Here is a 13,772-nt window from a genome sequence, read left to right as displayed (position 1 = left end):
GCGCCGGGCGGCCGCGCGCGCCCCCCCCGCCCCCCGCCCCGGGGCCCGGACGTCTCAGGACCGCCTGCGGGTGCCGGAGCCGTGTCCGGCTCAGACCTTCTCCGCCCGCACTCTCGCGGGTGTCCGTCGAGGAGCATCTCGATATCGGACACATCGGAGGTCAGGATCGTCACCCGGCCCGGGTGCCGCAGGGCGGTCGTGCACAGCATGGCGTCGATCGCGTAGTCATGACCGTGCGGGCCCGTGTCGGCTGCGGCCCGGGAGTCGCCTTGGCGGACGGCCGGGCGCCGACCGATGGGTGGCCGCTCCAGGGCCGGGGGTCGTGGCCGCGCAACGCACCGATGCCGCGCGGTGGTTCCACCGCGCGGCATCGGGCAGTCCGTGGCATGGGTGAACCCACGGGGCGGGCTCCCTGCGCCGGCATTGTCCGGATCAGGTTGTGGGGGTCGCCTTCCGGTGTCGCCACCTTCCGGCCTCTCAGCCCGACCGTCGATGTCGGCCTCGGCGGAAGCCGGAGCTTTCCGCCCAAGTCGGCTACTCCGGTCGAACTCCCTCGCTCGTCCCGTAGGTCCGATTTCATGGTAACTCTCCTGAGACGGTATGGAAGAGGAGGGAAGGATCCTTCTCGTCCCCGTGCGGCCTCTCCGCGAGGGTAGGGGGCGCGGGGGGCGGGGCTCCCGCCCCCGCCCCCCCCCCCCCCCCGCCCACCGGGCGCGAACACGGGGAATCGGACTCGTTTGCGTATCGGTCCGCTCAACAGGGTGGTCGCGATGCGGACTGACCGTTACTTTTCAGCCACCCTGCGGTGGCTTTCAGGGGGTGCCGTGCTCCGGCTTCCGGATCGGTGCCGGGTGTGGGTTCCGGTGAGGGCCGACGCGGGAGCGGTACCGGTTGAGTAAGGGGTGGCACGGATGCGAAGAAGACGGTTCCTGGGCCTGGCTTCGGGGGTGGCCGGATCTGTCGCACTGACGGCGACCGGGTGCGGCAGCGGAGGCGGAGCGTCCCGCACCGGTGACATCACCCTGACGATGGTCGCGTCGGAGCACGGGGACCTGGAGGGGAACAGCCCCGCCCAGGAGTACTGGGACGGGGTGGTCGCCTCGTTCGAGAGGAAGAACCCCGGCATCAGGGTGAAGGTCTCCGTCCACACCCCGGGCAGGGCCGAGCAGAAGGTCGCGGAGCTGGTGGGGAACGGCCGGGCCCCGGACCTGGCGCAGATCGACTCCTTCGCCGACCACGCGGCCGCCGAGCGGCTCTACCGGGCCGAGGACGTGCTGTCCATACCCGTCCAGGCCGACTTCGTCCCCGCGCTCAGCACGGCGGGCGAGCTGCGCCGTGTGCGGTACGCGATGCCGTTCACCGCCGACATCCAGCTCCTCTTCTACAACCGCGCCCTCTTCGCCGAGGCCGGTCTGGACCCGGAGAAGCCGCCGCGGAGCTGGGCGGAGCTGCGGCAGGCCGCCGTCGCGCTCAAGGCGGCCGGCGTGGACGTGCCCTACGGGCTGCCACTCGGCAGCGAGGAGGCGCCCACCGAGGCCATGACCTGGATGCTGGGCAACGGCGGCGGCTACACCGGCGACGGCGGCATGTACACCATCAACGCCCCGGCCAACGTCGAGGCCCTGGGATGGCTCCGCGACGAGCTCGTCGACCGGGGCCTGACCACGGTCAACCCCGGCGTCACCAACCGCCAGGGGCTGTTCAACCTGTTCACCGGCGGGCACGTGGGAATGCTCAACGGGGACCTGTCCCTGATACGGCAGGCCGACCGGAAGAAGACCGACTACGGGACGGCCCCGCTGCCCGGCCGCGACGGGCTCTCGGACACCACCACCGGGTCCGCGGGCTGGATGATCGCCTTCCGCCGGGAGGGCAACCGGGACGCGGTCGCCGCGTTCCTCGACCACGTCTACGACGTGGAGAACCAGTTCGCGTTCGCCGACCGCTACCACACGCTGCCGGTCACCGTGTCCGCCTCGGACCGGATGCGCGGCGACGAGCGGCACAAGCGGATACGGCCCTTCCTGGACCAGCTCGGAGCCGCGGAGTTCTTCCCGGCCAGCAAGGTGTCCTGGGCGAAGGTCAGCCGGGAGATCGGCCTCTACGTCGGCCAGTCGGTACTGGCCGACGGCGACCCGGCCGCCGTGCTCGGCACCCTCCAGCGCACGGCGGAGGAGGAAGAGGACGCGGCCAGGGAGCTGTGACGGGCCGCTCCCCGGGTCGGTACGGCCATACGGGGGTACGGCCGCGGAGCGGGGCGGGGCGGGGGGGCGGGGGGGGGGGGGGGCCGGCGGGGGGGGGGGGGGGGCGCGGGCGGGGGGCCCGCCGCCCCCCCGCCTCGGTGCGGTGTGCGCACCGGCAGGCGCTCCGAAGGGTCAGCAGCCGCCGCCGCACTGGCAGGAACCGCCGGACTGGCAGCCGCACGAGCAGCCCGAGCCGCAGCCGCAGGCCCCCGGTACGGGCGGCGAGGGCCTCTCGCCGGAGCGCGCGGCCGTGATGGGTGGAGTCGGGAAGTCCGCCATGTGTGCCTCCTCCGCGTCTCGCCGGCTGTCACCGGCTCGCCACCCATTGACGGCCCGCACCGCCGGGCGAGTCAACGGCGTGCGGAGGCGCGTACCGCGTGCTCGCGGGCCGGGGGCGCACTGGTCCGGACGGGCGGGCGCTCCGCACCCTTCGCGCGCCTCGCCCTCCGTGCCCGCGGTCACGCGTCCCCGGCCGGGGCTTCCTCCGTGCCGGCCGCGGCGGCAGCGGCGGCAGCGGCGGTCGCCGGGTCGACCTCGTCCGCGTAGTCGCCGGTGACCAGGTAGACCACGCGGCGCGCGACCGAGACCGCGTGATCGGCGAAGCGCTCGTAGTAGCGGCCCAGCAGGGTGACGTCCACGGCCGTCTCGATGCCGTGCTTCCAGCGGTCGTCCATCAGGTGCTGGAAGAGGGTGCGGTGGAGGAGGTCGATGGCGTCGTCGTCCTGCTCCAGCTGGAGCGCCAGGTCGACGTCCTTGGTGATCAGGATCTCGCCCGTCTTCGCCATCAGGCGCTGCGCGAGCTGGCCCATCTCCAGGATGGTCGCGTGCAGGTCGCGCGGCACCGCCGACTCGGGGTAGCGCAGCCGGGCGACCTTGGCGACGTGCTGGGCCAGGTCGCCGGAGCGCTCCAGATCGGCGCTCATCCGCAGCGAGGTGACGACGATCCGCAGGTCGGTGGCGACCGGCTGCTGCCGGGCCAGCAGGTTTATGGCCTTGGTCTCCAGGTCCCGCTGGAGGGTGTCCACCTTCTCGTCCGCCGCGATCACGCTCTCGGCGAGATTGAGGTCCGCGTCCAGCATCGCCGTGGTGGCGCGACCGATCGCGGAGCCGACGAGCCGGGCCATCTCGACCAGGCTGTCGCCGATCGAGTCCAGCTCCTCGTGGTACGCGTCCCGCATGACTTTCCTTCCCCTCGCATGACGTGACCGTAGGGCCGCCGGCCTTCCGCGAAGAGCGCGCGGGCCCCGGTTCTCCCCTACGCTCCCACGTTCTGTCCGAAACACGTCCGCTTCCGCCCGACCAAGTGAACCGGTGCCGACACCGGCGTGAACTCTCGGAGACGTCTGTTCGAGCAGGTGCCCGAACGGCTGGGGTGGTCTTCCGGAGCCCGCATAACCTGGACGCATGGACGTGAACGCGGCAGTCGCCGCAGCGGCAGCGATCGCCGGGGTGTGCACCGGCGTGTTCGCGATGCTCGCGTTCCGCTGGAGCGAGCGCGAGCAGTCCCGTCCCACGCGCAGCTCGCTGCACACCGAGGCCGTGCTGCCGCCCGGAGTGGACACCGTGCTGTCCGTGCTGCGCTCGTCCGCGGTGGTGCTCGACGAGGCCGACGCCGTGGTCAAGGCCAGTTCGGCGGCGTACGCCCTCGGGCTGGTGCGCGGCGGGAGGCTCACGGTGGAGCCGATGCTCAAGATGGCCCGGGACACCCGCCGCGACGGTGAGATCCGCCAGGTCGAGCTGGACCTGCCGCGCCGCGGCACGGGCCGCGGGGAGGCCCTGGCGGTCTCCGCGCGGGTGGCGCCCCTGGGCTCACGCCTGGTGCTGCTGCTGGTCGAGGACCTGACCGAGGCCCGCCGCATCGAGGCGGTGCGGCGCGACTTCGTGGCGAACGTCAGCCATGAGCTGAAGACCCCGGTCGGCGCGCTGTCGCTGCTGTCGGAGGCCGTGATGGACGCCTCCGACGACCCGGAGGCGGTGGAGCGCTTCGCCGGGCGTATGCAGACCGAGGCGACCCGTCTGACCAACCTCGTCCAGGAGCTGATCGACCTCTCCCGGGTGCAGAACGACAATCCGCTGGAGGACTCCGAACCGGTCCGGGTGGACGAGCTGGTGGCCGAGGCCATCGACCGCTGCCGCCAGGCGGCCGGCGTCAAGCAGATCACCATGGCCACCGGCGGCACCGCCGACCTGCACGTATGGGGCAACCGGGGCCAGCTCGCGGCGGCACTGGGCAACCTGGTGGAGAACGCCGTGAACTACTCCCCGGCCCGTACCCGGGTGGGCATCGCCGGACGCCGGGTGGCCGCCCCGGGCGGGGACATGATCGAGATCGCGGTGACCGACCAGGGCATCGGCATCTCGGACAAGGACAAGGACCGCATCTTCGAGCGGTTCTACCGCGTTGACCCGGCCCGCTCCCGGGCCACCGGCGGCACCGGCCTGGGCCTGGCCATCGTCAAGCACGTGGCCGCCTCGCACGGCGGGGAGGTCGCGGTGTGGAGCGCGGAGGGCCAGGGCTCCACCTTCACCCTGCGTCTGCCGGAGGCGGCCAGCGCGCGCGAGCGTGCCGAAGCCCGGAGGCTGGAGAGGGCACGGACCGCCGGAGCGCTGCGCGAGCCGGCGGACTTCGGCGAGGACGACGACGGCGACGACGGTGCCGGGGACGGTACGGGCGGCGACGTGCACGGAGCCGGCCCGGATCCGGACCGCCCGGACGGACCCGGCGGGCCCCGGGCCCCCGTGTACGACGACCCGTACCCGTACGGCACGGCCGACGGACCCGCGCCCCCGTACAGGGCCTCCCACCGAGCCCCCACCACGCCCCGCGGCCTTCCCCGCGGGACCCACCGACCCCCCCACGACTCCACCGATCACCACCCTGATCCCGCCCCGGAGGTCCTCCCGTGACCCGAGTGCTCGTCGTCGAGGACGAGGAATCGTTCAGCGACGCACTGTCGTACATGCTGCGCAAGGAAGGCTTCGAGGTGGCCATCGCGGCCACCGGCCCGGACGGGCTGGAGGAGTTCGAGCGCAACGGCGCCGACCTGGTGCTGCTCGACCTGATGCTGCCGGGCCTGCCCGGCACCGAGGTGTGCCGCCAGCTCCGCGGCCGCTCGAACGTGCCGGTCATCATGGTGACCGCCAAGGACAGCGAGATCGACAAGGTCGTCGGCCTGGAGATAGGGGCCGACGACTACGTGACCAAGCCCTTCTCCTCCCGCGAGCTGGTGGCCCGCATCCGGGCCGTGCTGCGGCGGCGCGGCGAGCCGGAGGAGGCAGCCCCGCAGGCGCTGGAGGCCGGGCCGGTGCGGATGGACGTGGACCGGCACGTGGTGACGGTCTCCGGCGCCAAGGTCGACCTGCCGCTGAAGGAGTTCGACCTGCTGGAGATGCTGCTGCGCAACGCCGGGCGCGTGCTGACCCGTATGCAGCTCATCGACCGGGTCTGGGGCGCGGACTACGTCGGCGACACCAAGACGCTGGACGTGCACGTCAAGCGGCTGCGCGCCAAGATCGAGCCGGACCCGAGCGCGCCCCGCTACCTGGTGACGGTGCGGGGGCTGGGCTACAAGTTCGAGCCGTGACAGGCCCGTGACCGGTCGACGACGGGACCGGTGCGGTACGACGCGGGTGGGGGGGGCGCGCCCCCGCGCGGGCGGCCCCCCCCGCCCGACCCCCCCCCGCCGCCCCGCGTCGAACCCCCGGCCGGCGTCCGCGCGCCGGCCGGGAAGGGAGATCACCGGCCTCCGGTGTCCTCGGTGCCGCCGTCCTCCTGCGGGGAGCCGATCTCGCCCTGGGTGTCGTCGTCACCGCTGTCGTTGGCGCCCGGGTCCTGGGGGTCGGAGTCGTCCTCCTCGGCGGGACCCTCGGTCTCGGTGGGGGAGGCGCCCGGGTCGGGCAGGGCGGACTCCGTGGGCGCCGGGGCGCCGCTGGGACCGAAGTCCTTCCAGGTGCCCTCGGCCGGGACGACGGTGGCGCGCAGTTCCACCCGGCCGGTCGAGCTGAGCTCGAAGACCAGCGGCTGGGCGTTCCCGGCCTCGATGCCGGCCTGCTCGGGGTCGTCGATGATCGCGGACGCGTGGCCCTCGCCGCCGAGCGCCAGGGAGCCGCCCGCGGGGACGGTCAGCTCCTGCTCGCCCTCGGCCGGGCTCAGCTCCACGCGCTGCCCGTCCACCATGAGGGACTCCAGCGTCTCGTCCTCGGTGCCGCCGTTGAAGATGCGCGCCGAGACGGAGGCGGGGCCGGAGCCGTCCTCGGAGGTGACGACATTGACGTTCTGGACCTTGATGTCGTCGACCTCGGCCGAGGCGTTGTCGGGGTTGATGGTCAGGCTCTGTGCGTTCGGCCCGGCCCCGCAGGCGGTCAGGGACGCGATCGAGAGCGCGAGAGAGCTGGCGGCGAGGGCGCCGCGTCGAAGGCTGCTGCTCACGGCGGCGGCAACTCCTAGCGGGATGGATGGGTCTGTCGGCGGGCTCAGCGTACCGACCCGGTGAAACGTCTCCGCACCCGACCCGCCCCACGGGCGTCCGAGTGCCGCATTCCCGGCGCGCGGGCGGGAAGTCCGGGCCGGTGTGCGGGAGGCGGGGAGGTTTCCGTACGGAGCCGGGGAGACGGGCGGGAGCCGGCGGGGACGCCTTCCGCGGAATATCGGCTGCACGTCCGTACGAACGATTACGAGCATTCCCGGGGGAAGTGCCGGTGAAGGAGGCGGGGAAGTTCGCCGGAAAACATCCCCCGGAGCCGTTCGCCCCCGTGCTGATCAATTCGGTTCCGGCCGTTCGGCCGGATCAACGATACCGACAAAACGGACGTACAGGTGTTTCGGTCAAGCTCCGGGGAGTGCTTCCGTGTGCGATTCCCGCCCCTGGTATACCCCCTCCGACCTGCGGATTCCTGCCCTCCGAGGGCTCCCGCAGCACGATCCGGGCGTTGTTGTCAAGCCCTGAGATATGCCCTGACCTGCGAAAACGCCATTCAGGGGAGGGCGTTCCCGTGTTACCCTGGATAGCCACGGAAGGGGTACCTGTCACATGACGTTCAAGGTTGGCGACACCGTGGTCTATCCCCATCACGGGGCCGCGCTGATCGAGGCTATCGAAACTCGCCAGATCAAAGGCGTGGACAAGACCTACTTGGTTCTGAAGGTCGCCCAGGGCGACCTGGAGGTGCGCGTCCCGGCGGAAAACGCGGAGCTCGTCGGCGTGCGTGACGTGGTCGGCCAGGACGGCCTCGACCGGGTCTTCGAGGTGCTCCGCGCGCCCTACGCCGAGGAGCCGACCAACTGGTCCCGCCGGTACAAGGCGAACCTGGAGAAGCTCGCCTCCGGCGATGTCATCAAGGTAGCCGAGGTCGTGCGCGACCTGTGGCGCCGGGAACGCGAGCGCGGACTCTCCGCCGGTGAGAAGCGGATGCTCGCCAAGGCGCGCCAGATCCTGGTGAGCGAGCTGGCCCTCGCGGAGAACACCAACGAGGACAAGGCCGAGACGCTGCTGGACGAAGTCCTGGCGTCCTGAGCCGGACGGTGCCGGCCCGAGCGCGGGCCGGCGGCCCCTGTGGGGGGCGTCCGCCCTCCGCCCCACCGTCCGCAAACGCGCCCCCCCCCCCACCGCGCCCCCGCCCCGCGGGGGCCCGCCGGCCGGGGGGCCGGCCGCCCCCCATCCGCCGAACGGACGGCAACGGCGCGCACGGCACGACGGAGCACGGGCGCGGCATCGGCCGTTGACCGGTCGGCGAACGTGAGGACATGAAGATCGCCGCGGTGCCCGGGGCGACGGTGTGAGCCGTCACCGGGCGCTGCGGCATGTCGCGGGACCGCGCGGAGATCCGGCCGGTTTCTCCGCGCGTGACTGCCGGGATGCGGTTGTAGTGGGTCGTACGGGCCACCCGAGACGCTCGCCGCCCGACTGCCCGGTACCGGAACTGCCAGGTCCGGGCGGCTGTTCGACCGGTCGTCACGGAAGGGTCCGGTCGGGGCTTCGCACCCGGCACGCTGAGTGCCATACCCACCCCCACCAAGGAAACAAACCTGAACGGGCGACCAATGCCAGACGAAACCAGGCACGCAGAAGCGACGGGCGGCGCGCCGTCCCCCCGCACCGCGGCGGTCATCCCCGCCGCGGGCCGCGGCGTACGGCTCGGCCGCGGCGCCCCCAAGGCGCTGCGCCCGCTCGGCGGTGCCCCGATGCTCGTCCACGCCGTCCGCGCGGTCGCCCGCGCCCGCACGGTCTCGCTCGTGGTCGTCGTGGCGCCGCCCGACGGCGCCGCGGCCGTCCGCACGCTCCTGGACGAGCACCCCCTGCCCCAGTCCGCCGGCGACACCGGGGTGATCGTCGTCACCGGCGGCGGAACGCGCCAGGAGTCGGTCTCCCGCGGGCTGGCGGCACTGCCCGTCGACGTCGACACCGTCCTCGTCCACGACGCCGCCCGCCCGCTGGTCCCGGTGGAGACGGTGGAGGCCGTGGTCGCCGCCGTACGGGCCGGGGCGCCCGCCGTCGTCCCCGCGCTGCCCGTGGCCGACACCGTCAAGCGGATCGCGCCCGGCACTCCGGCCGGGGAGCCCGAACCGGTCGTGGCCACCCCCGAGCGGTCCCTGCTGCGCGCCGTGCAGACCCCCCAGGGCTTCGACCGGGCCACCCTCGCCAAGGCGCACGCGGACGCCCCGCGTGAGGGCGAGGGGGCCACCGACGACGCCGGGCTGGTCGAGCGGCTGGGCGTGCCCGTGGTGCTGGTGCCCGGCCACGAGGAGGCATTCAAGATCACCCGCCCCCTGGACCTCGTGCTCGCCGAGGCCGTACTCGCCCGCAGAAGGGTCACCGATGGTTTCTGAGCCCGCATCCTCCCCGGTCCTGCCGCTGGTCGGCATCGGCACGGACGTGCACGCCTTCGAGGAGGGCCGCGAACTGTGGTGCGCCGGCCTGCTGTGGGAGGGGGAGACGCACGGCCTGGCCGGGCACTCCGACGGCGACGTCGCCGCGCACGCCGCCTGCGACGCCCTCTTCTCGGCGGCCGGGCTCGGCGATCTGGGCGCCCACTTCGGCACCGACCGTCCCGAGTGGTCCGGAGCCGCGGGCACCGCGCTGCTCGCCGAGGCGGCCCGGATCGTCCGGGCCGGAGGCTTCGAGATCGGCAATGTGGCGATCCAGGTGATCGGTGTACGACCCAAGATCGGCAAGCGTCGCGCGGAGGCGCGGAAGGCGCTCTCGGAAGCGGTCGGCGCGCCCGTTTCCGTCTCCGGCACCACCACCGACGGCCTGGGCCTGACCGGCCGCGCCGAGGGGCTGGCGGCCGTCGCCACGGCGCTGGTCGTCCGGCGCGGCTGAATCCGCGGCCGCGGCCCCGGTCAAGGCCCGGCCGCGACCGGCGACCGCTCCGTGCCCGGTCCGCACCGCCCCTCTTGCGTTTCCGACTACCCTTGACCCGTGACTCTTCGCCTGTACGACACCAGCGCCCGGCAGATCCGTGACTTCACCCCGCTCGCCCCGGGCCGCGTCTCGATCTACCTGTGTGGCGCGACCGTGCAGGCGGCCCCGCACATCGGTCACGTCCGGTCGGGGCTGAACTTCGACATCATGCGCCGCTGGCTCACCCACCGCGGCTACGACGTGACGTTCGTCCGCAACGTCACGGACATCGACGACAAGATCATCACCAAGTCCGCGGAGCGGGGCCGCCCCTGGTGGGCGATCGGCTACACCAACGAGCGCGCCTTCGACGACGCCTACACCGCGCTGGGCTGCCTGCCGCCCACCTACGAGCCGCGCGCCACCGGCCACATCCCCGAGATGGTCGAGATGATGCGCGAGCTCATCGACCGCGGCCACGCCTACGCCGCCGACGGCAACGTCTACTTCGACGTGCGCTCCTTCCCCGGCTACCTCTCCCTGTCCAACCAGGACCTGGACGACCTGCGCCAGCCCTCCGGCGAGGGCGAGACCGGCAAGCGCGACCTCCGCGACTTCGCGATGTGGAAGGCCGCCAGGCCCGGCGAGCCGAGCTGGGAGACGCCCTGGGGCCCCGGCCGCCCCGGCTGGCACCTGGAGTGCTCGGCGATGGCCCACAAGTATCTGGGCCGCGCCTTCGACATCCACGGCGGCGGCGTCGACCTCGTCTTCCCGCACCACGAGAACGAGATCGCCCAGTCCAAGGCCTACGGCGACGACTTCGCCGCCTACTGGCTGCACAACGCCTGGGTGACGATGAGCGGCGAGAAGATGAGCAAGTCGCTGGGCAACTCGGTGCTGGTCTCCGAGATGGTCCGGCAGTGGCGGCCCATCGTGCTCCGTTACTACCTGGGTACCCCGCACTACCGCTCGATGATCGAGTACAGCGAGGAGGCCCTGGGCGAGGCCGAGGTCGCCTTCGGCCGGATCGAGGGCTTCGTCCAGCGGGCCGTCGAGCGGGCCGGTTCCGTGGAACCGGCCGCCGAGGTGCCCGAGGAGTTCGCGGCGGCCATGGACGACGACTTCGGCGTCCCGCAGGCGCTCGCCGTCGTCCACACCACCGTCCGGCAGGGCAACGCCGCCCTTGCGGAGGACGACAAGGACGCGGTGGCCGGCGCCCTGGCCGACGTACGGGCGATGCTGGGCGTACTCGGCCTCGACCCGCTCGACGCGCACTGGGCCGGGGGTGACTCCGCCGGGCGGGGCGAGGAACTGGCCTCGGTCGTGGACGCCCTGGTCGGACTCGTCCTGGAGCAGCGTCAGGCGGCGCGTGCCCGCAAGGACTACGCGACCGCCGACGCCATCCGTGACCAGCTCCAGCGCTCCGGTCTGGTCATTGAGGACACACCGTCCGGGCCGCGCTGGGAACTGGGCCCGCGCGACGCCCGCTGAGCCCCGCCCCTCCGAACCCCGGAGCGCGACCGCGAACCACCCCGTCCACCCGCCCGTTCCACCGATGTTCCACCGAGCAGCAAGAAGAGATGAGTGATCCCGATGGCCGGGAACAGCCAGCGCCCCAACCGCCGCACGTCCAACAAGAAGGGCGCGCAGGTCGGCAGTGGCGGCAAGCGGCGCCGCGGCCTTGAGGGCAAGGGCCCCACGCCGCCCGCCGAGATGCGCAAGGGCCACGTCAAGAACCGCATCGCGGGCGCCAAGGCCCGCCAGTCCGCCCGCCGCCCCGCGGCCCGGCGCGGCGGCAAGGGCACCTCCGAACTGGTCGTCGGCCGCAACCCGGTGGTCGAGGCGCTGCGCGAGGGCGTGCCCGCGAGCACGCTGTACGTGCAGCAGTTCATCGACAACGACGAGCGCGTGCGCGAGGCCCTCAAGCTCGCCGCCGACCGCGGTGGCATCCACCTGATGGAGGCCCCGCGCCCCGAGCTGGACCGGATGACGAACGGCCTCAACCACCAGGGCCTGGTCCTCCAGATCCCGCCCTACGAGTACGCCCACCCCGAGGACCTGTCCGCGGCCGCGTACGACGACGGTGAGGACCCGCTGATCGTCGCGCTCGACGGCGTCACCGACCCGCGCAACCTGGGTGCGGCGGTCCGCTCCGTCGCGGCCTTCGGCGGCCACGGCGTGGTCGTCCCCGAGCGTCGCGCGGCCGGCATGACCGCGGGCGCCTGGAAGACGTCGGCCGGCACCGCCGCCCGCACCCCGGTCGCGCGGGCCACCAACCTCACCCGCGCCCTGGAGGCGTACCAGAAGGAGGGCCTGTTCGTGGTCGGCCTCGCCGCCGACGGCGAGGCCGAGATCCAGGACGTGGCCGCGCTGGACGGTCCGCTGGTGATCGTCGTCGGCAGCGAGGGCAAGGGCCTGTCCCGGCTGGTCGGCGAGACCTGCGACATGCGGGTGCGCATCCCCATGCCGGGCGGGGCCGAGTCCCTCAACGCCGGTGTCGCCGCGGGCATCGCCCTCTACGAGGCCGCCCGCCGCCGACGCGTCTGACGTCTGCGCGTCCGACGCCGCCGGTGCCGCGCCGGCCCGGACCTTGACGGGCCCCCGACAGATCGGGGCCGTCAAGGCAGTGTCCTATGTGTCCGTCACTCGGTTAGATGAGTGTGGACACCAGAACACCCCGCGGTTTCTTCGACGACGAGCCGGTGCTGAGCACGGTCAAGGTGCCCAGCGACCCGGCCGAGGTCGTCGTCAACCACGCCAGCTTCCGGGTGCGGCTCGCCTCGCCGCCGCCCCGCGGCCGCGTGCTGACCGGAGCCGGCGTGCCGACGGCGGTGCGCGGTGCCGTCCCGGTCCGCCGCCCGGTTGCCGGGCGGCGCGCGCCCGTGGTGTGGAGCGGCCGGACGGAACCCGGCGACGTACGGGCCACCCGGCTGCTCCAGGCGGTACGCCGTGCGAGCGCCGGTATGGACGGGGCCGACGGGGAGGAGCCGGGCAGCGCCACCACGCAGGTGCTGCCGCGCGTGGTGCCGCGCCCCGCGACGGGTCCGGACGGCGGCCCGCGCACCACGGTGATCCCCGCCCTCGACGACACCCCCGGCGGCGGTCCCACGATCATCGCCCCCCGCTCGCCCCGGCCGCCCGAGCGCCCGCTGCCCGCGGGGGTACGCCCGGCCGGGGGCGCGTACGGCGCACCGGGCGCTCCGCTCCGCCCCTTCGAGCCGTACGAGCCCGCCGCCCAGGACCGGGACGGCGGGTACGACAACGGGTACGACGGTCACGACGGCTACGAGGAGGGGCGCCCACGCGAGGAGGTCCGCCGTGCCCGGCACGGCTTCTACCCCGACCGCCGCATCAACCTCGGCGTCGTGCTGCTGCCCCTGCGGATCCTCCTCGGCTTCGTCTCCGTCTACGCCGGGATGGGCAAGCTCTGCGACCCGGTCTACTTCGACGGCGACGAGCGCGGCTCCCTGGTGGCCTGGCTGGGCTCGCTCCAACCGTGGGCCGTCGCCGCTCCGCTGCGCGACCTCGCGGCCGCCCACCCCGTCGGCGCCGGGCTCACCGTGGCCTTCCTCCAGATCGTCATCGGTGTGCTGACCTTCATGGGACTGTGGCAGCGGGCCGCCGCGGGCCTGGGCGCGCTGTTGTCGGCGGCCCTGATCCTGACGGTGAGCTGGCGCACGGTCCCGGTGTACGACGCCCCGGACTTCATCTACCTGGCCGCCTGGAGCCCGCTGATCATCGCGGGGGCGCCGTACTACTCGCTGGACGCGCGCCTGGCGGGCGAGGCCTGGCGCCGGCTGGGCCCGCGTGCGGAGGTGTGGGAGCTGCGCCGGCGCGTGCTGCGGCGCGGCGCGGCCGTCGCCGCGGTGGTGCTCGGTCTGACGCTGCTGGTCGGCTCGGTGCTGGGCAGCGCGGTGCGTTCGGCGCAGTTGGCCACCGTGCCCAGGCCGGGCGATCCGCTGATCAACAACCAGCCGGGCTCGCCGCTGCCGCAGCGCTCCACCGGCGGCCCGAGCCCGTCCACCCCGGGCACGGGCACGGGGACGCCGGAGACGGGGAACGGCTTGCCGCCGAACCCGTCCACCCGCGGTCCGGGGGACACCACCCCGAGCGGGGGCGGCGCCGGCGCCGGGGAGCGGCCGGGCACGCCGAGTCAGGGGCAGACGCTGGAGGCGCCGCGGCAGCCCGC

Annotated in this window: 11 protein-coding genes; 9 read left to right on the top strand and 2 right to left on the bottom strand. The window is 73.6% G+C overall.

Annotation, left to right across the window (positions count from 1 at the left end; genetic code table 11):
* The first annotated feature begins 911 nt into the window (after nucleotides 1-911).
* On the top strand, nucleotides 912-2,204 hold the full coding sequence (locus AC2CJA_RS15425; RefSeq protein ID WP_484603278.1) for an ABC transporter substrate-binding protein: 1,293 nt from the start codon (nucleotides 912-914) through the stop codon (nucleotides 2,202-2,204).
* 497 nt (nucleotides 2,205-2,701) lie between these two features.
* Here the strand turns inward: AC2CJA_RS15425 and phoU are convergent, their stop codons facing one another.
* A complete protein-coding gene (gene phoU, locus AC2CJA_RS15420; RefSeq protein ID WP_484603277.1) occupies nucleotides 2,702-3,421 on the bottom strand; it encodes a phosphate signaling complex protein PhoU in 720 nt (239 codons plus the stop codon).
* A 226-nt stretch (nucleotides 3,422-3,647) separates the two neighbouring features.
* Here phoU and AC2CJA_RS15415 point away from each other — a divergent pair, with 226 nt between their 5' ends.
* Together AC2CJA_RS15415 and phoP are read left to right on the top strand one after the other, a co-directional pair.
* On the top strand, nucleotides 3,648-5,150 hold the full coding sequence (locus AC2CJA_RS15415; RefSeq protein ID WP_484603276.1) for a sensor histidine kinase: 1,503 nt from the start codon (nucleotides 3,648-3,650) through the stop codon (nucleotides 5,148-5,150).
* Between the two features lie 5 nt (nucleotides 5,151-5,155).
* Nucleotides 5,156-5,827, top strand: a complete 672-nt coding sequence (gene phoP / locus AC2CJA_RS15410; protein WP_481906815.1) for a two-component system response regulator PhoP — start codon at nucleotides 5,156-5,158, stop codon at nucleotides 5,825-5,827.
* A 152-nt stretch (nucleotides 5,828-5,979) separates the two neighbouring features.
* Here phoP and AC2CJA_RS15405 read toward each other — a convergent pair whose 3' ends face one another.
* Nucleotides 5,980-6,672 (bottom strand): ICP22 family protein, encoded by a 693-nt coding sequence (locus tag AC2CJA_RS15405; protein ID WP_484603275.1) that lies wholly within the window; start codon nucleotides 6,670-6,672, stop codon nucleotides 5,980-5,982.
* Nucleotides 6,673-7,273: 601 nt separating this feature from the next.
* Between AC2CJA_RS15405 and AC2CJA_RS15400 the strand changes: the two genes are divergently transcribed.
* The 6 genes from AC2CJA_RS15400 to AC2CJA_RS15375 all read left to right on the top strand — a co-directional run.
* Entirely contained in the window at nucleotides 7,274-7,756 is a 483-nt protein-coding gene (locus AC2CJA_RS15400; RefSeq protein WP_093658831.1) for a CarD family transcriptional regulator, read from the top strand.
* A 527-nt stretch (nucleotides 7,757-8,283) separates the two neighbouring features.
* Nucleotides 8,284-9,069, top strand: a complete 786-nt coding sequence (gene ispD, locus AC2CJA_RS15395; protein ID WP_484603274.1) for a 2-C-methyl-D-erythritol 4-phosphate cytidylyltransferase — start codon at nucleotides 8,284-8,286, stop codon at nucleotides 9,067-9,069.
* The gene (ispF, locus tag AC2CJA_RS15390; protein ID WP_484603273.1) at nucleotides 9,059-9,562 is read left to right on the top strand and encodes a 2-C-methyl-D-erythritol 2,4-cyclodiphosphate synthase; all 504 of its coding nucleotides are present in this window, start codon (nucleotides 9,059-9,061) and stop codon (nucleotides 9,560-9,562) included. The genes ispD and ispF overlap by 11 nt, the downstream gene beginning before the upstream one ends.
* Before the next feature lie 99 nt (nucleotides 9,563-9,661).
* Nucleotides 9,662-11,074 (top strand): cysteine--tRNA ligase, encoded by a 1,413-nt coding sequence (gene cysS, locus AC2CJA_RS15385; protein WP_484603272.1) that lies wholly within the window; start codon nucleotides 9,662-9,664, stop codon nucleotides 11,072-11,074.
* Nucleotides 11,075-11,176: 102 nt separating this feature from the next.
* The gene (rlmB, locus tag AC2CJA_RS15380) at nucleotides 11,177-12,130 is read left to right on the top strand and encodes a 23S rRNA (guanosine(2251)-2'-O)-methyltransferase RlmB (RefSeq protein ID WP_484603271.1); all 954 of its coding nucleotides are present in this window, start codon (nucleotides 11,177-11,179) and stop codon (nucleotides 12,128-12,130) included.
* A 107-nt stretch (nucleotides 12,131-12,237) separates the two neighbouring features.
* A partial coding sequence (locus AC2CJA_RS15375) for a DoxX family protein (protein ID WP_484603270.1) occupies nucleotides 12,238-13,772 on the top strand: 1,535 nt, incomplete at its 3' end.

It is taken from the genome of Streptomyces sp. ATLC9 (assembly GCF_057196705.1).
This window is presented reverse-complemented; position numbering and strand designations above follow the sequence as displayed.